This window comes from Lysinibacillus sp. Y5S-8 (assembly GCF_036894365.1).
GTDB classification, from domain to species: domain Bacteria; phylum Bacillota; class Bacilli; order Bacillales_A; family Planococcaceae; genus Lysinibacillus; species Lysinibacillus fusiformis_D.
This window is the reverse complement of sequence record NZ_CP145889.1, coordinates 3,933,770-3,950,186: the sequence shown is the minus strand read 5'-3', so window position 1 is coordinate 3,950,186 and position 16,417 is coordinate 3,933,770. Positions and strand designations below refer to the sequence as shown.

General features: G+C 42.8%; 10 protein-coding genes, 14 tRNA genes and 3 rRNA genes. 24 read left to right on the top strand and 3 right to left on the bottom strand.

Annotation, left to right across the window (positions count from 1 at the left end; genetic code table 11):
• Window positions 1–4 precede the first annotated feature (4 nt).
• The 3 genes from V6670_RS19365 (at window position 5) to V6670_RS19355 (ending at window position 3,601) form a co-directional block, all read left to right on the top strand.
• Window positions 5–820, top strand: coding sequence for a hypothetical protein (locus V6670_RS19365; protein ID WP_338651879.1), 816 nt, complete (start codon window positions 5–7; stop codon window positions 818–820).
• Between the two features lie 92 nt (window positions 821–912).
• Window positions 913–2,544 carry a YceG family protein gene (locus V6670_RS19360; RefSeq protein ID WP_036122183.1) on the top strand — a complete coding sequence of 544 codons (1,632 nt, stop codon included), beginning with the start codon at window positions 913–915 and terminating at the stop codon, window positions 2,542–2,544.
• Window positions 2,545–2,566: 22 nt separating this feature from the next.
• Window positions 2,567–3,601 (top strand): toxic anion resistance protein, encoded by a 1,035-nt coding sequence (locus V6670_RS19355; RefSeq protein WP_338651878.1) that lies wholly within the window; start codon window positions 2,567–2,569, stop codon window positions 3,599–3,601.
• A gap of 128 nt (window positions 3,602–3,729) precedes the next feature.
• On the opposite strand, the gene V6670_RS19350 is transcribed toward V6670_RS19355, so the two are convergent.
• Together V6670_RS19350 and V6670_RS19345 are read right to left on the bottom strand one after the other, a co-directional pair.
• On the bottom strand, window positions 3,730–4,818 hold the full coding sequence (locus tag V6670_RS19350) for an aromatic acid exporter family protein (RefSeq protein WP_036122179.1): 1,089 nt from the start codon (window positions 4,816–4,818) through the stop codon (window positions 3,730–3,732).
• 136 nt (window positions 4,819–4,954) lie between these two features.
• A complete protein-coding gene (locus V6670_RS19345) occupies window positions 4,955–6,241 on the bottom strand; it encodes a glutamate-1-semialdehyde 2,1-aminomutase (protein ID WP_338651877.1) in 1,287 nt (428 codons plus the stop codon).
• Between the two features lie 130 nt (window positions 6,242–6,371).
• Here V6670_RS19345 and bcp point away from each other — a divergent pair, with 130 nt between their 5' ends.
• The 3 genes from bcp to perR all read left to right on the top strand — a co-directional run bounded on the left by bcp (window position 6,372) and on the right by perR (window position 8,353).
• Complete coding sequence (gene bcp, locus V6670_RS19340; protein ID WP_338651876.1) at window positions 6,372–6,848, top strand: thioredoxin-dependent thiol peroxidase; 477 nt, start codon at window positions 6,372–6,374, stop codon at window positions 6,846–6,848.
• Entirely contained in the window at window positions 6,845–7,789 is a 945-nt protein-coding gene (locus tag V6670_RS19335; RefSeq protein ID WP_141905851.1) for a D-2-hydroxyacid dehydrogenase, read from the top strand. The genes bcp and V6670_RS19335 overlap by 4 nt, the downstream gene beginning before the upstream one ends.
• A 120-nt stretch (window positions 7,790–7,909) precedes the next feature.
• Window positions 7,910–8,353 carry a peroxide-responsive transcriptional repressor PerR gene (gene perR / locus V6670_RS19330; protein ID WP_004230508.1) on the top strand — a complete coding sequence of 148 codons (444 nt, stop codon included), beginning with the start codon at window positions 7,910–7,912 and terminating at the stop codon, window positions 8,351–8,353.
• A 21-nt stretch (window positions 8,354–8,374) separates the two neighbouring features.
• Here the strand turns inward: perR and V6670_RS19325 are convergent, their stop codons facing one another.
• Complete coding sequence (locus tag V6670_RS19325; RefSeq protein WP_004230509.1) at window positions 8,375–8,728, bottom strand: YgzB family protein; 354 nt, start codon at window positions 8,726–8,728, stop codon at window positions 8,375–8,377.
• A gap of 149 nt (window positions 8,729–8,877) precedes the next feature.
• Here V6670_RS19325 and V6670_RS19320 point away from each other — a divergent pair, with 149 nt between their 5' ends.
• From V6670_RS19320 to V6670_RS19235, 18 genes are all read left to right on the top strand, one after another.
• A complete protein-coding gene (locus V6670_RS19320; protein ID WP_141905850.1) occupies window positions 8,878–9,765 on the top strand; it encodes a nucleotidyltransferase-like protein in 888 nt (295 codons plus the stop codon).
• A 347-nt stretch (window positions 9,766–10,112) separates the two neighbouring features.
• Window positions 10,113–11,664: ribosomal RNA gene (locus V6670_RS19315) — 16S ribosomal RNA — on the top strand.
• A gap of 309 nt (window positions 11,665–11,973) precedes the next feature.
• Window positions 11,974–14,901: ribosomal RNA gene (locus V6670_RS19310) — 23S ribosomal RNA — on the top strand.
• Window positions 14,902–15,014: 113 nt separating this feature from the next.
• Window positions 15,015–15,130, top strand: a 5S ribosomal RNA gene (gene rrf, locus V6670_RS19305).
• The 16S, 23S and 5S rRNA genes sit together here with 14 tRNA genes alongside, the layout of an rRNA operon.
• A gap of 16 nt (window positions 15,131–15,146) precedes the next feature.
• Window positions 15,147–15,223: transfer RNA gene (locus V6670_RS19300), tRNA-Asn, on the top strand.
• 5 nt (window positions 15,224–15,228) lie between these two features.
• Window positions 15,229–15,320 (top strand) — tRNA-Ser (locus V6670_RS19295).
• 24 nt (window positions 15,321–15,344) lie between these two features.
• Window positions 15,345–15,419 (top strand) — tRNA-Glu (locus tag V6670_RS19290).
• Between the two features lie 15 nt (window positions 15,420–15,434).
• Window positions 15,435–15,510: transfer RNA gene (locus tag V6670_RS19285), tRNA-Val, on the top strand.
• Window positions 15,511–15,536: 26 nt separating this feature from the next.
• Window positions 15,537–15,611: transfer RNA gene (locus V6670_RS19280), tRNA-Met, on the top strand.
• Window positions 15,612–15,614: 3 nt separating this feature from the next.
• Window positions 15,615–15,690 (top strand) — tRNA-Asp (locus V6670_RS19275).
• 16 nt (window positions 15,691–15,706) lie between these two features.
• A tRNA-Phe gene (locus V6670_RS19270) sits at window positions 15,707–15,779 on the top strand.
• 12 nt (window positions 15,780–15,791) lie between these two features.
• Window positions 15,792–15,867 (top strand) — tRNA-Thr (locus V6670_RS19265).
• A gap of 9 nt (window positions 15,868–15,876) precedes the next feature.
• A tRNA-Tyr gene (locus V6670_RS19260) sits at window positions 15,877–15,960 on the top strand.
• A 13-nt stretch (window positions 15,961–15,973) separates the two neighbouring features.
• Window positions 15,974–16,047 (top strand) — tRNA-Trp (locus V6670_RS19255).
• Between the two features lie 12 nt (window positions 16,048–16,059).
• Window positions 16,060–16,135, top strand: a tRNA-His gene (locus V6670_RS19250).
• A gap of 35 nt (window positions 16,136–16,170) precedes the next feature.
• Window positions 16,171–16,246: transfer RNA gene (locus V6670_RS19245), tRNA-His, on the top strand.
• Window positions 16,247–16,263: 17 nt separating this feature from the next.
• Window positions 16,264–16,338 (top strand) — tRNA-Gln (locus V6670_RS19240).
• A 4-nt stretch (window positions 16,339–16,342) separates the two neighbouring features.
• Window positions 16,343–16,417, top strand: a tRNA-Gly gene (locus tag V6670_RS19235).

The window sequence follows — 16,417 nt, the reverse complement described above, 5'->3', positions numbered from 1 at the left end:
GATTATGATGATACTATTTACATCGGATTTAGATAGAACGCTTATTTATTCTCAACGTATGATGGAGAGTTTTCCGCCGGTTACAGAGACAGTGGTCGTTGAACACAAGGCGGAGAAAGCAATGAGCATGATGACGCAGGCAACAGCATCTCTATTGCAACAAATACACCAACAAACAATATTTGTACCTGTTACGACTAGGGCATTACATCAATATAAAAGAATTCATTTTATTAGTGATATGTGTCCTGCTTTTGCAATTACAAGCAATGGGGGTACAATATTAGAAAAGGGCCAGCCCTCTGAAAAATGGACGAAAACACTATGTAGACGTATTGAGGATTCTTCAATCCCACGAGAGGATCTGTTAAAGCATTTTCAATCAATTAAATCCGATACATGGCTACAACGTTCTTTGTATATAGATGATCTGTTTTATGTACACCATGTGGATCTTGAAACTTTACCACACGTGGAATTACAAGCTATGATTCAAGAGTTTGATACGTACGGCTGGTATGTTCTTTTACAAGGTGAAAAATTGTATTTTATGCCTAAGGTACTGACGAAGGAAGCGGCTATCGAATATATGAAAGAGTTCTGTACATACGATGTGCATATAGCGGCAGGGGATTCTATTATGGATTACGGAATGCTGGCAATGGCTGATTTAGCTTTTACACCGAATCATGGAGATTTAAAGGATAAACAGCCAAAAGTTTTACAAAATACAACTTACTCGGCTTACAATGGTGAAGCATTTACTAAAGATTTGCTAGATATGGTTTTACAGATGACTTCACAACAGACAATAGTATAAGCTTTCAATTATTTTTGTCATAAGGTAGAGTCGTCCTATGACAAATGAATGCTTCAGCATATGCTGAGGATGATTTTAGGAGGTGCGTTTGTATGCAAACAATCACAATTAAATCAGTGTTGGAGCGTCATCCTGATGATTGGCTACAGGCGTTTCAAGATTCACCAAAGGATCGTGCATTTTATGAAGAAACAGCACAACAAGTTAGTTTTAGTAGGATTGCTGTTCGTGTATTAGGTGTACCAATCGAAGAAGATGATTATTTCAATTCGTTATTTACATTGTCACAAAACGCTAATATCCATATTTTAAGTGAAGAATTAAATAAGCATATTGAACAAAAGGATTTTCAAGCCATACAAACAATTTTATCGCAGCATCAACAAACACCAAAAGGGCTATCTATTAATCGTCTAGTGGCGATGATGTATGGTCATCAGTTAATACCAAAGCATGATGATGGTGTTATGAATCGCCATTTACAACTAGCGACCATTAAAGTAGTAGAACTATTTCAACAACAACAATCGTTAGGTCTGCTAGCAAATGATTTTCGCCGATTTTTAATTGATATGGTGAAGTGGCTAAAAAACCATTGGATTATATGGACAAAATCCATGAAACCAACGGATGATTTTCCTAAAGTTGTTTGGTATGGGGAAACCACTATAAGTCAGCGTTATTTCTTATTACTATTAATGGAGCTTGGCTGTGACGTTTTAATTTTCCATCCAGCGAAAATAGATGAATTGGCAGAGATTGACCCTACCGATACATTCTCTATCACGTACGCATATGCTAATCAAACAACTTTACAGCCATTTCCTGATAAGCTTCGTGATCGGCAGGCAACGGTAGGTTATCGCTCTAGTCAGCATTTTGAACAATTAATGCATGATCAACAATCAGGTGTCTATAAGCCTTGGCAGTTTAAAGATTTTATGCCACGTTCATTAACATTACGGATGACATATGATGATATTTTTATTTATGCAAAAGAGAAGGCTTTGGTTCGACCGCAGTTTGAAGTGATTGGAGATGAGGTAATCATCCCAGTTATATTTGCAAAAATTAGTGGTGTTTCAAGCCAAAGAGAAGAATACTGGCATCAAATGCATCAATTACTGGTAAGTTCGCAAACCGTTTTTGTACAGGAATTTCCTTATGCAGCAACAAGCAGAGCCAATTTTCATTTTCATTATAAGCATTGCTTAGTGAATGGGGAGCTGTCAGTAGAGCGTATTATGCAAAGTGATTGGTGGCAATATGGTGAGTTAACATTGGAGCTACAGCGTGCAATCGCCCACACGATAAAAACTTCCTGTGAGCAGCCCATGTTGAAACAACAGCCAAATGAGACTTTATATGATTTACAGTTATTTTTATTCAAACAAATGACCATGATTCCTCAGGATATCCTGCGATTAATGCAAAGCTTTGATTATTCACAAGATGTACCCAAACTGGTATTATATCAAGCACCTCAGCAACCAGCTTTATCACGTGAGGATATGGCATTATTGGCATTTCTAAATCGTTTTGGTATGGATATTATATTTTATAATCCGACAGGCCAACTTGACTTAGAAAAGCATTTGCAAGAGGATACATTCGATGTACATCGTTTAGAACATATGCTATTTGACTTGCCCTATGAAGAACCAAAACAGCAAAAAACTGCACCCGATAAAATCATTAAAAAACTCTTTAATCGTTTTTTCTAATGGCAGGAAGGAGGCGGCACGAATGTCAAATATCTCGAAGACGTTGGAGCAGCTGACCTTAGAAACCGCTGATGCCGTCAAAGAACAGTTGCGAGACCATGCAGAGGTTCAGCAAATTGCTAATCGAATCAATGTGAAAAATCAGTTAGAACTATTGGCGCTGGGAAAAGAGCCAGCGACAAAATTAGCTACATTTGCAGATCAGATTTTAGCTATTATCACCCGCTCAACATCCTTCGAATCAAATGAATTATTTAAGCAGCTTGAGGCTCTAATGCAGACATTTGATAAAAAAGATTTTACTGAGCAAAAGGGCTTTTTTAAAAAGCTATTTGCACGTAAAACCAAAAATGATGAAGATTTATTTGCCAAATACAATGTACTGGGTAGAGATATTGAGAAAATTCATTATCATTTTGTGTTGATGGAAGAGGAATTAGCGAAGGATAATCGAATACTTGCACGATTATATAACGAGGACTTGATGTACTATCTTGAACTAGAAAAATATATCGTAGCTACTGATATAAAATTACATGAAGTACAAACAACATTGATTCCGATGTATGAAAAGCAGAGCGAGGCTGGTAATCAGGTGGCGAAAATGGAGCTGAATAGTTTGCAAGCAATTGCTGAAATGCTCCGACAGAAAATAGATGAATTAGAAAAATCACGTATGGTCGCCATTTTAACAGCTCCGCAAATCGAAATGCTACGTCATGGCAATAGTGAACTGATTGAACAAATTAATGGCGCTTTTGTTAAGACCATCCCTGTTTTTAAAATGGGATTAATGAATGCGGTGAATGATAGGCGACAACAATTACAAAATCAATCTGCATCAGCCTTTGAAAATCGTATGAAGCAATTCGGAGGAGCTAGCGATGAAGCGGTGCAATTAAGCACTGCTATGGCTCAGCAATCAGGCCCAACACAGAGCCTTGAAGAAATGTGGGACATTATTGTTTCAGGTATTGAAAATTATCAGCATTTACGTGATGAGCAAACGGTAAAACGTCAGCAAGCAGAGCAACAGCTGCTAACATTGCGAAACTAACACCCTTCCTCTAAAGTAGGTCACTACTTGGAGGATTTTTTTGTATAGTAAAAGCGACAGATTGATCTTGATTTAGCGGGTGTTCAAACTCCCTTTGATTTAAGATCATCTGTCGCTTAAAACGCTAGTTAAATGAATTCTTCTTCAAATTCTACATTGATTTCATGTCCATGATGACTTTGATAGGATACGATGAGTGTATCTAGATGCTCTAGATTTTCCTCATAATCTAAAATACGCGATAGTATATAAAGTAGGTGATAGCTAGAAAATTCCATATCGCCTTCTTCACGAGCAAAGTTGACTTGCTTGATGAAAATTTCCATCAGTTCATTGCGTTGGACATAGTCGATGCTTTTACTCCACTGTGAATGCTCAGGCTTTAATTTACCTGTATATTTCAAGAGCAATTGTTCATGGTATGTTAATAAGGAATCAAGTCGCTCCTGTATCATCAAGTGAAATTGCGTAGGTAGCTGCGCCAATTCGTTTTCATGCTTATGCAAACGCTGTAGTAATTCTAAGCTTTTTTTGGAAGTTAAAATCATTTGACGATAGACTACAAGTTTACGTGCTTTCACATACTTTTTATTTTTGAAGTAATTACGCTCTTCCTTGAATAAATCATACAGCGTATCCACGCGCAACATACGGCTTTTAAATTTACTTAATGCTCCCTTTGTGGATGTATGCTCAGAAGCCTGACGTACAGCAAGTCGTGTCCAACGAATAATATCGTCCTGTAAAATATAGATTTTACGGAATAGCTTTACCTCGTATTTCGGTGGTAGGAAAACAAGGTTAACAACAAATGCTGCTAACACTCCAACTAATATAGTAACAAAGCGTATCAATCCAAACGTTAAGAAGTCATCGCCTTGAAATTCCATAATAGCCACGACTGACACCAACGCCAACGAAAGCGATTTTTCAAGTTTAAACTTCAACATTAAACCAATAGCTATTATGACGGCTATGCCAATGGCAACAACATGATGGCCAAAGAGTAAGCCAAACATAACGGCGATAGTCGCACCTATAATATTTGCCTGCACTTGCTCTACAATAGTTTGATATGAACGATAAATAGAAGGCTGAATCGCAAAAATGGCTGCAATTCCAGCAAAAACAGGTGAAGGTAGCTTTAATAACTCTGCGATAAACAGTGCTAAGACAATAGCGACACCAGTTTTAAATACACGGGCACCTAATTTCATAAAGATGTCCTTTCTGTCTAATATTTTTTAGTTTCTTTACATTATAGAAGGAAGTGCACATAAAATACATAGATTTGTATGCTTGATATGAAAAAGGCGACTTTTACTAACAAGTCGCCTTTGTATTGTCACATGCTTACAATTGAGAAAACGCAGTATCTACAGCTTTAATAGTTTCAAGAATATCTGCTTCCGTATGCTCTGTTGTTAAGAACCATGCTTCATATTTAGAAGGAGCTAGATTGATACCTTGCTCAAGCATCAATTTAAAGAAACGACCAAAGATTTTACCGTCAGAGTTTTCAGCTTGGTCGTAGTTTTCTACTTTCACATCTGTAAAGTAAATCGTTAGTGCCCCTTTGAGGCGATTTAACGTAATGGTTACGCCATGCTTCTTGGCAGCAGCTAAAATACCTTCTTCTAGAATTCCACCTAATCGATCCATTTCATCGTAAATACCTGGTGTTTGTAGCACTTCTAGGCAGGCAATCCCCGCTTGCATAGAGGCAGGGTTTCCAGCCATCGTACCTGCTTGATATGCAGGGCCGAGGGGAGCAACTGTATCCATAATTTCTTTACGACCACCGTATGCTCCTATTGGTAAGCCACCGCCAATAACTTTACCCAGTGCTGTTAGATCAGGTGTTAGACCGAGTAAATTTTGAGCACCGCCATAGTGGAAGCGGAAGGCTGTGATGACTTCATCGTAAATCGTTAAGGCACCTTTTTCTTTTGCTGTCGCATGTACTAATTCAAGGAAACCTGGGTTTGGTTCCACAATACCGAAGTTCCCTACGATTGGTTCAATTAAGATCGCAGCAATTTCCTCGCCCCATTTATTCATAGCTTCTGTAAAGGCTTCAGGGCTATTGAAAGGTACAGTAATAACTTCTTCAGCAGTCGAAGTTGTTACACCTGCTGAATCAGGCGTTCCTAATGTTGCTGGGCCAGAACCGGCAGCTACTAATACTAAATCGAAGTGACCGTGGTAGCAACCAGCAAATTTCATGATTTTTGTTCGGCCTGTATAGGCGCGTGCAACACGAATAGTTGTCATAACAGCCTCAGTACCAGAGTTGTTAAAACGCACTTTGTCCATAGATGGGATGGCTTCTTTTAGCATTTTTGCGAAAGTAACCTCATATTCAGTCGGCGTTCCAAACAATGTACCATTTTCAGCTGCATGTGTAATGGCCTTTGCAATATGAGGATGGCCATGACCAGTAACGATTGGTCCATATGCTGCTAGATAGTCGATATAACGATTGCCATCTACATCCCAAAAATAAGCGCCTTTTCCTCGAGCCATTGCCACAGGAGAACCGCCGCCTACTGCTTTATATGAACGAGAAGGGCTGTTTACACCACCCACGATATGCTGTATAGCCTCTGCATGTATTGCTTCAGATTTTGCGTGATTCATAGAATTGCCTCCTAACTTTTTATACGTAATCTATTGTAGACCTATCGTTGTAAGAAATCCAAAGAAATTAAGGGATATGACTTGATTTGTTACTTAGAGTAAAATAGAACCTACAGAGGAGGAGATTGTTATGACTTTACTAGAGGGACAAAAGGCGCCAGATTTTTCTCTAATGAATGAAAAGGGAGAAATGGTGCAGTTAGCTAATTTTAAAGGACAGAATGTTATTTTATACTTCTATCCCAAAGATATGACACCAGGCTGCACGACGGAGGCCTGTGATTTTCGTGATAAGTTCGAGGACTTCAGTCATTTAAATGCTGTTGTTCTGGGTGTTAGTCCAGATAACGCAAACAAACATACAAAATTTATTGATAAGCATGGTTTACCATTTTCCTTATTAGTTGATGACGATCATACCGTTGCTGAAGCATATGGTGTGTGGGTTTTAAAGAAAATGTATGGACGTGAATATATGGGCATAGAGCGTTCAACGTTTTTAATTGATACTGAGGGTAAGCTTGTAAAAGCTTGGCGTAAAGTACGTGTAAAAAATCATATTGAAGAAGTGTATACCTATTTAGCAGAACTGGAGGCAGCAAAGTGAAAATCTATTTTACATTTGAACCTAGACCAGATTTACGAGAGCCGTTATTAGCAGAATTTCCACAGGTTGATTTTATCTTCAAAAGTGGCTTATCGAATGAAGTTCTTCAACAAGCGGATGTTTTAGTTACATATGGCGAAGATTTAACAGAAGAAAGTATCCAATATGCGACAAAGCTAAAATGGATTTTCGTTGCCTCGGCAGGTATAGAAAAAATGCCAGCTCAAGCGATTATTGAACGTGAGATTTTAGTTTCGAATGTCCGTGGTATTCATAAAACACCAATGGCTGAATCAATGCTTGCCCATATTTTAGCGATTAAACGTGCGTTACCTTGGATGTATGAGCAGCAAAAGAAAAGTGAATGGTCGAAAAAATCGCAGCAAACGGAATTACGAGATAGTACGGCGCTTATTTTAGGCCCAGGAGCGATTGGTTCAGAAGTTGGGCGTTTATTGCAGGCTTTTGGCGTGACGACGATTGGCTGCAACCGCTCTGGAAAAGAAGCGGCGTATATGGATACGATGATTAGCTTCGCTCAATTAAAAGAGGCCTTACCTAATGCGGATATCGTTATTTCGGTGTTACCAAAAACAAAAGAAACGACCCATTTATTAAAAGAAGAGCATTTTGCTGCTATGAAAAATAGCGCCATCTTCATGAATTTTGGTCGAGGCAATTTAGTGGAAGAAAGGGTACTCATTCAAGCAATCAAAAAAGAGCAAATTGGTTACGCCGTTTTAGATGTCTTTGAAGAAGAGCCTCTGTCAACGGACAATCCATTATGGACGTTACCGAATGTCATTGTATCACCACATGTATCTAGCCATTCTTCTCGTTATGTTGAACGAAGCTTAGAAATTTTCAAGCCAAACCTAACAAAATGGCTGAAGGGTGACACGGATTTAGAAAATACGATGGATTTATCTAGAGGATATTAAGGGCCAGCCATTGATTTATTGAGAATAAGCAATGTGTGATTGTTGACGAAGTAGTGCGAATTGGATACACTATTTATAACAATTATAAATTAATAATACTTATGGAAGAGGTGCATGACGATGTCTGCAACGCATTTACAGGATGCACTGGACACGTTAAAAACAACTGGTGTTCGTATTACTCCTCAGCGTCATGCTATTTTGGAATATCTTATTCAATCAATGGCACATCCTACTGCCGATGAAATTTATAAAGCACTTGAGGGAAAGTTCCCTAATATGAGTGTAGCGACTGTCTATAACAACCTGCGCGTATTTCGTGAAGTGGGTCTTGTGAAAGAACTGACTTATGGGGATGCTTCAAGTCGCTTTGATTTCGTGACAAATGACCATTACCATATGATTTGTGAATGCTGTGGTAAGATCGTCGATTTCCATTATCCAGGACTCGACGAAATAGAGCATTTTGCATCACAGGTAACTGGTTTTGATGTGCACTCGCATCGTTTAGAGATATACGGCACTTGTCCATCATGTAAAGTTGCTACTGCTAAAGTACAATAAAAATCCTAGCTCTTACAAGGGCTAGGATTTTTTTGTTTTATTATTATAGGATTGATCGAACTCTTTACCTTCTAAAGTTGGATCGAGCGTTAGTGGTTCATTACAGTACATGCACATATCAACACGCCCTAAAACCTTTGTATGTTTATGACAATTAGGACATTCCACTTGAATAGCTCTTGTTGAAAGCAACCCGATCCAAGCATATACGACTGTGCTACCGATAATACATAAAACACCTAATGACATGAAAATTAAAACTAATATCGGGCTATTTTTAAAGAAAATTCCTCCGTACATGACAATAAAACCGAAGAAGATTAGTGCTAATGCGAATGAACGAATTTTATTAATTTTACTTTTGTAAGGTTTCATATTTCATCTTGCCTCCCAATCTAAAATCTACTATAACATATAAGGGCGAAGTATTTTAGCTTTGAGATGAATGAAAGAAGGAATACTTTTAGAGTATGTCGAATTTTTAACGGAACAAGAGAACCTATATGAATAAAGGGGGGCTGAACATGGAGCAGGTATTGCGTCCAATCTACCAAGAACGTGCGAGTCAGTCGAATACATTAGGCGTAATTTTAGTGGAGAAGCGTGCGGAACATAGTAACGTTACAGATACATTTGATACAGTTTTATTAATTATCGTAAAAGAAGCAGAGCAGCCAGTTTTTTCGAAACATTACTTATATGAAGGAAATAAAGTAGCTCTACATACAGTTACAGAGAAGTTAATACGAAAATGGTTGCTCATCGGTTCTAATAAGAAGGTAGTCGATTGGATTTTCTTTGGAAGGGTGTTATTTGATCGTAATGAATTTTTGCATAAATTAAAAATAGAATTGCAAGAATTCCCGTATAGCGGTCGTAAAATTAAAACAGGCATCCAATTCTCAAAGTTAATTCGCAGATATCTGGAGGGGAAAGAATACTTCGATAAAGGAAGTTACTTGGATGCTTATAATCACGTAGTCGATTCATTACATCATTTGGGTCGTCTTTCTATTATAGATAGCGGACTATACCCTGAAGTTACTGTTTGGGCACAAGTGAAAAAAATAGAGCCTGCTATCTACAAGCTGTATGAAGAGCTAGTGACGAGTAATGAGCCAATAGAAAAGCGCTTAGAATTATTGTTTTTAGCAAGTGAGTTTTTAATTCATTCTCGTACACGTGATGGTGCACAGCATATATTAGAAGTTATGCAAACGAAAGACATGTGGACGATTCAGGAATTGCATGACCATCATGAGCTCATGAATTACTCAGTAGATTTAGAAGTGTTTGTCGAATATTTAGTGGATAAGGGCTATATTCAAATAGAACCAATTGCTGCAAAAAATGAGATGATATTTCACCGTCATTACAAGGTCAATAAAGAGGCACTAGAAATGGGGCATTGACTGTAGTATGCTTGTAATCGAGGTATTTAAAAATACCTCGATATTTTTTTAGAAAAGTAGTTGACGAATGATATCTTGGTATTGTATTATATTAATTGTCGCTAAGACATAACGAAATGCTCGATGAAAAACATAAAAAACTTTTTCAAAAAAGTAGTTGACATGATTTGAGCGAGATGTTAATATTAAGAAGTCGCTGAAAAACGACTTGAATAATGAACCTTGAAAACTGAACAAGCAAAACGTAATCAATAAAGTTTTCAGTAACTAACTTCGGTTAGTGAACGAAACAAAATTTTGGACATCAAAATGATGCCAGCAAAACAATTTGAGCTATTCAAATTTCTTTTATGGAGAGTTTGATCCTGGCTCAGGACGAACGCTGGCGGCGTGCCTAATACATGCAAGTCGAGCGAACAGAGAAGGAGATTGCTCCTTCGACGTTAGCGGCGGACGGGTGAGTAACACGTGGGCAACCTACCTTATAGTTTGGGATAACTCCGGGAAACCGGGGCTAATACCGAATAATCTGTTTCACCTCATGGTGAAACACTGAAAGACGGTTTCGGCTGTCACTATAGGATGGGCCCGCGGCGCATTAGCTAGTTGGTGAGGTAACGGCTCACCAAGGCGACGATGCGTAGCCGACCTGAGAGGGTGATCGGCCACACTGGGACTGAGACACGGCCCAGACTCCTACGGGAGGCAGCAGTAGGGAATCTTCCACAATGGGCGAAAGCCTGATGGAGCAACGCCGCGTGAGTGAAGAAGGATTTCGGTTCGTAAAACTCTGTTGTAAGGGAAGAACAAGTACAGTAGTAACTGGCTGTACCTTGACGGTACCTTATTAGAAAGCCACGGCTAACTACGTGCCAGCAGCCGCGGTAATACGTAGGTGGCAAGCGTTGTCCGGAATTATTGGGCGTAAAGCGCGCGCAGGTGGTTTCTTAAGTCTGATGTGAAAGCCCACGGCTCAACCGTGGAGGGTCATTGGAAACTGGGAGACTTGAGTGCAGAAGAGGATAGTGGAATTCCAAGTGTAGCGGTGAAATGCGTAGAGATTTGGAGGAACACCAGTGGCGAAGGCGACTATCTGGTCTGTAACTGACACTGAGGCGCGAAAGCGTGGGGAGCAAACAGGATTAGATACCCTGGTAGTCCACGCCGTAAACGATGAGTGCTAAGTGTTAGGGGGTTTCCGCCCCTTAGTGCTGCAGCTAACGCATTAAGCACTCCGCCTGGGGAGTACGGTCGCAAGACTGAAACTCAAAGGAATTGACGGGGGCCCGCACAAGCGGTGGAGCATGTGGTTTAATTCGAAGCAACGCGAAGAACCTTACCAGGTCTTGACATCCCGTTGACCACTGTAGAGATATAGTTTCCCCTTCGGGGGCAACGGTGACAGGTGGTGCATGGTTGTCGTCAGCTCGTGTCGTGAGATGTTGGGTTAAGTCCCGCAACGAGCGCAACCCTTGATCTTAGTTGCCATCATTTAGTTGGGCACTCTAAGGTGACTGCCGGTGACAAACCGGAGGAAGGTGGGGATGACGTCAAATCATCATGCCCCTTATGACCTGGGCTACACACGTGCTACAATGGACGATACAAACGGTTGCCAACTCGCGAGAGGGAGCTAATCCGATAAATTCGTTCTCAGTTCGGATTGTAGGCTGCAACTCGCCTACATGAAGCCGGAATCGCTAGTAATCGCGGATCAGCATGCCGCGGTGAATACGTTCCCGGGCCTTGTACACACCGCCCGTCACACCACGAGAGTTTGTAACACCCGAAGTCGGTGAGGTAACCTTTTGGAGCCAGCCGCCGAAGGTGGGATAGATGATTGGGGTGAAGTCGTAACAAGGTAGCCGTATCGGAAGGTGCGGCTGGATCACCTCCTTTCTAAGGATTATTTCGGAATACAAACCTGGGGTTTGTAAGATTACGTTTTGCGTTCAGTTTTGAAGGTTCATTCTTTCTTGAATGAAAATCTTCAAAACTTGTTCTTTGAAAACTGGATAAAACGACATTGAAATTGTAACAAACACATTTATTTTTTAAGTTTTTTTTATAGGCTTAATAACATTAAAAGGTTTCAAGACACGAGCAGTTCTAGGAAGCAATCGAGTGAATGAAGGAGCGTACTTGAGTACGTGACTGATTGAACGAGAGAAGCTGACAACGAAATGCGATGTGTATTGAAAGCTGATAGGTTAAGTTATTAAGGGCGCACGGCGAATGCCTTGGCACTAGGAGCCGAAGAAGGACGGCACTAACACCGATATGCTTCGGGGAGCTGTAAGTGAGCTTTGATCCGGAGATTTCCGAATGGGGGAACCCACTACGTTTAATCGCGTAGTATCTTGACGTGAATACATAGCGTCTTGAAGGCAGACCCAGGGAACTGAAACATCTAAGTACCTGGAGGAAGAGAAAGAAAAATCGATTCCCTGAGTAGCGGCGAGCGAAACGGGAAGAGCCCAAACCAAGAGGCTTGCCTCTTGGGGTTGTAGGACACTCAATACGGAGTTACAAAAGAGCGAGTTAGATGAAGCGACTTGGAAAGGTCCGCCAGAGCAGGTAAAAGCCCTGTAGTCGAAAGTTTGTTCTCTCCTGAGTGGATCCTGAGTACGGCGGAACACGTGAAATTCCGTCGGAATCCGGGAGGACCATCTCCCAAGGCTAAATACTACCTAGTGACCGATAGTGAACCAGTACCGTGAGGGAAAGGTGAAAAGCACCCCGGAAGGGGAGTGAAAGAGATCCTGAAACCGTGTGCCTACAAGTAGTTAGAGCCCGTTAATGGGTGATAGCGTGCCTTTTGTAGAATGAACCGGCGAGTTACGATTACGTGCGAGGTTAAGCTTTAGAAGGCGGAGCCGCAGCGAAAGCGAGTCTGAATAGGGCGAAATAGTACGTGGTCGTAGACCCGAAACCAGGTGATCTACCCATGTCCAGGGTGAAGGTAAGGTAACACTTACTGGAGGCCCGAACCCACGCACGTTGAAAAGTGCGGGGATGAGGTGTGGGTAGCGGAGAAATTCCAATCGAACTTGGAGATAGCTGGTTCTCTCCGAAATAGCTTTAGGGCTAGCCTCGTGATGAGAATACTGGAGGTAGAGCACTGTTTGGACTAGGGGGCCATCCCGGTTTACCGAATTCAGACAAACTCCGAATGCCAGATATTTATACACGGGAGTCAGACTGCGAGTGATAAGATCCGTAGTCAAAAGGGAAACAGCCCAGACCACCAGCTAAGGTCCCAAAGTAATCGTTAAGTGGAAAAGGATGTGGCGTTGCACAGACAACCAGGATGTTGGCTTAGAAGCAGCCATCATTTAAAGAGTGCGTAATAGCTCACTGGTCGAGTGACGCTGCGCCGAAAATGTATCGGGGCTAAACGATTCACCGAAGCTGTGGATTGACATCTACGATGTCAGTGGTAGGAGAGCGTTCTAAGTGCGTTGAAGTCAGACCGGAAGGACTGGTGGAGCGCTTAGAAGTGAGAATGCCGGTATGAGTAGCGAAAGACGGGTGAGAATCCCGTCCACCGTATGACTAAGGTTTCCTGAGGAAGGCTCGTCCGCTCAGGGTTAGTCGGGACCTAAGCCGAGGCCGATAGGCGTAGGCGATGGACAACAGGTTGATATTCCTGTACCACCTCCTCACCGTTTGAGAAATGGGGGGACGCAGTAGGATAGGGTAAGCGCGCTGTTGGTTATGCGCGTCCAAGCAGTAAGGCGTGTGTGTAGGCAAATCCGCACACTGTAACGTTGAGCTGTGATGGCGAGTCCGTATGGACGAAGTTCCTGATTTCACACTGCCAAGAAAAGCCTCTATCGAGGTGAGAGGTGCCCGTACCGCAAACCGACACAGGTAGTCGAGGAGAGAATCCTAAGGTGTGCGAGAGAACTCTCGTTAAGGAACTCGGCAAAATGACCCCGTAACTTCGGGAGAAGGGGTGCTCTTGAGCGTGCAAGCGCATGAGAGCCGCAGTGAATAGGCCCAGGCGACTGTTTAGCAAAAACACAGGTCTCTGCAAAACCGTAAGGTGACGTATAGGGGCTGACGCCTGCCCGGTGCTGGAAGGTTAAGAGGAGTGGTTAGCGCAAGCGAAGCTGCGAATTGAAGCCCCAGTAAACGGCGGCCGTAACTATAACGGTCCTAAGGTAGCGAAATTCCTTGTCGGGTAAGTTCCGACCCGCACGAAAGGCGTAACGATCTGGGCACTGTCTCAACGAGAGACTCGGTGAAATTATAGTACCTGTGAAGATGCAGGTTACCCGCGACAGGACGGAAAGACCCCGTGGAGCTTTACTGTAGCCTGATATTGAATTTTGGTACAACTTGTACAGGATAGGTAGGAGCCAGAGATCTCGGAGCGCCAGCTTCGAAGGAGGCGTCGGTGGGATACTACCCTGGTTGTATTGAAATTCTAACCCATGCCCCTTAGCGGGGCAGGAGACAGTGTCAGGCGGACAGTTTGACTGGGGCGGTCGCCTCCTAAAAGGTAACGGAGGCGCCCAAAGGTTCCCTCAGAATGGTTGGAAATCATTCGTAGAGTGTAAAGGCACAAGGGAGCTTGACTGCGAGACCTACAAGTCGAGCAGGGTCGAAAGACGGGCTTAGTGATCCGGTGGTTCCGCATGGAAGGGCCATCGCTCAACGGATAAAAGCTACCCCGGGGATAACAGGCTTATCTCCCCCAAGAGTCCACATCGACGGGGAGGTTTGGCACCTCGATGTCGGCTCATCGCATCCTGGGGCTGTAGTCGGTCCCAAGGGTTGGGCTGTTCGCCCATTAAAGCGGTACGCGAGCTGGGTTCAGAACGTCGTGAGACAGTTCGGTCCCTATCCGTCGTGGGCGTAGGAAATTTGAGAGGAGCTGTCCTTAGTACGAGAGGACCGGGATGGACACACCGCTGGTGTACCAGTTGTCTTGCCAAAGGCATCGCTGGGTAGCTATGTGTGGACGGGATAAGTGCTGAAAGCATCTAAGCATGAAGCCCCCCTCAAGATGAGATTTCCCATTACGCAAGTAAGTAAGATCCCTCAAAGACGATGAGGTAGATAGGTTCGAGGTGGAAGTGTGGTGACACATGGAGCTGACGAATACTAATCGATCGAGGACTTAACCAAAATGTTTGAACCATTCAATGAACCGTTTATCCAGTTTTGAAAGAATAAAAAACATTATAATATACTTGTAATTTTGATAAAATATGCTATAATAAGTATTGTCTTTCAAATAGTCTAGTGATGATGGCAAAGAGGTCACACCCGTTCCCATACCGAACACGGAAGTTAAGCTCTTTAGCGCCGATGGTAGTTGGGGGCTTCCCCCTGTGAGAGTAGGACGTCGCTAGGCTATATACTAAAATCATTCCGAAGTAGCTCAGTTGGTAGTAGCACCTGACTGTTAATCAGGTTGTCGCAGGTTCGAGTCCTGCCTTCGGAGCCATTCTTGGAGAGTTGTCCGAGTGGCCGAAGGAGCACGATTGGAAATCGTGTAGGCGGTTAACACTGTCTCAAGGGTTCAAATCCCTTACTCTCCGCCAGCACTTTGATTTATTCCAAAAGTTGGCCCCTTGGTCAAGTGGTTAAGACACCGCCCTTTCACGGCGGTAACACGGGTTCGAATCCCGTAGGGGTCACCATTTAAATACCCAGATGGAGGATTAGCTCAGCTGGGAGAGCATCTGCCTTACAAGCAGAGGGTCGGCGGTTCGAGCCCGTCATCCTCCACCATTATTTTTACAATAGTATATGATTATCGCGGGGTGGAGCAGTGGTAGCTCGTCGGGCTCATAACCCGAAGGTCGTTGGTTCAAATCCGGCCCCCGCAACCAAATGGTCCCGTGGTGTAGCGGTTAACATGCCTGCCTGTCACGCAGGAGATCGCCGGTTCGATCCCGGTCGGGACCGCCATTTATTTTAATAACAAGGGTCAGTAGCTCAGTTGGTAGAGCATTAGATTGAAGCTCTAAGTGTCGGCGGTTCGATTCCGTCCTGACCCATCATGTTTTTTTGCCGGTGTAGCTCAGTTGGTAGAGCAACTGACTTGTAATCAGTAGGTCGTGGGTTCGACTCCTATCGCCGGCACCATGTATTCCCGGAGGGGTAGCGAAGTGGCTAAACGCGGCGGACTGTAAATCCGCTCCTTAGGGTTCGGCGGTTCGAATCCGTCCCCCTCCACCAGTTTTATTATTATAGGGGCATAGTTCAACGGTAGAATAGAGGTCTCCAAAACCTTTGGTGTGGGTTCGATTCCTACTGCCCCTGCCAATTAATTTTATGGCGATTGTGGCGAAGTGGTTAACGCACCGGATTGTGGTTCCGGCATTCGTGGGTTCGATTCCCATCAGTCGCCCCATTTAAAATAAAATTAATAAAAATCATAATATAATGGCGATTGTGGCGAAGTGGTTAACGCACCGGATTGTGGTTCCGGCACTCGTGGGTTCGATTCCCATCAGTCGCCCCATTTATATAATTATCTTTTGGGGTATAGCCAAGCGGTAAGGCAACGGATTTTGATTCCGTCATGCCCTGGTTCGAATCCAGGTACCCCAGCCATTTTGCGGAAGTAGTTCAGTGGTAGAACACCACCTTGCCAAGGTGGGGGTCGCGAGTTCGAACCTCGTCTTCCGCTCCA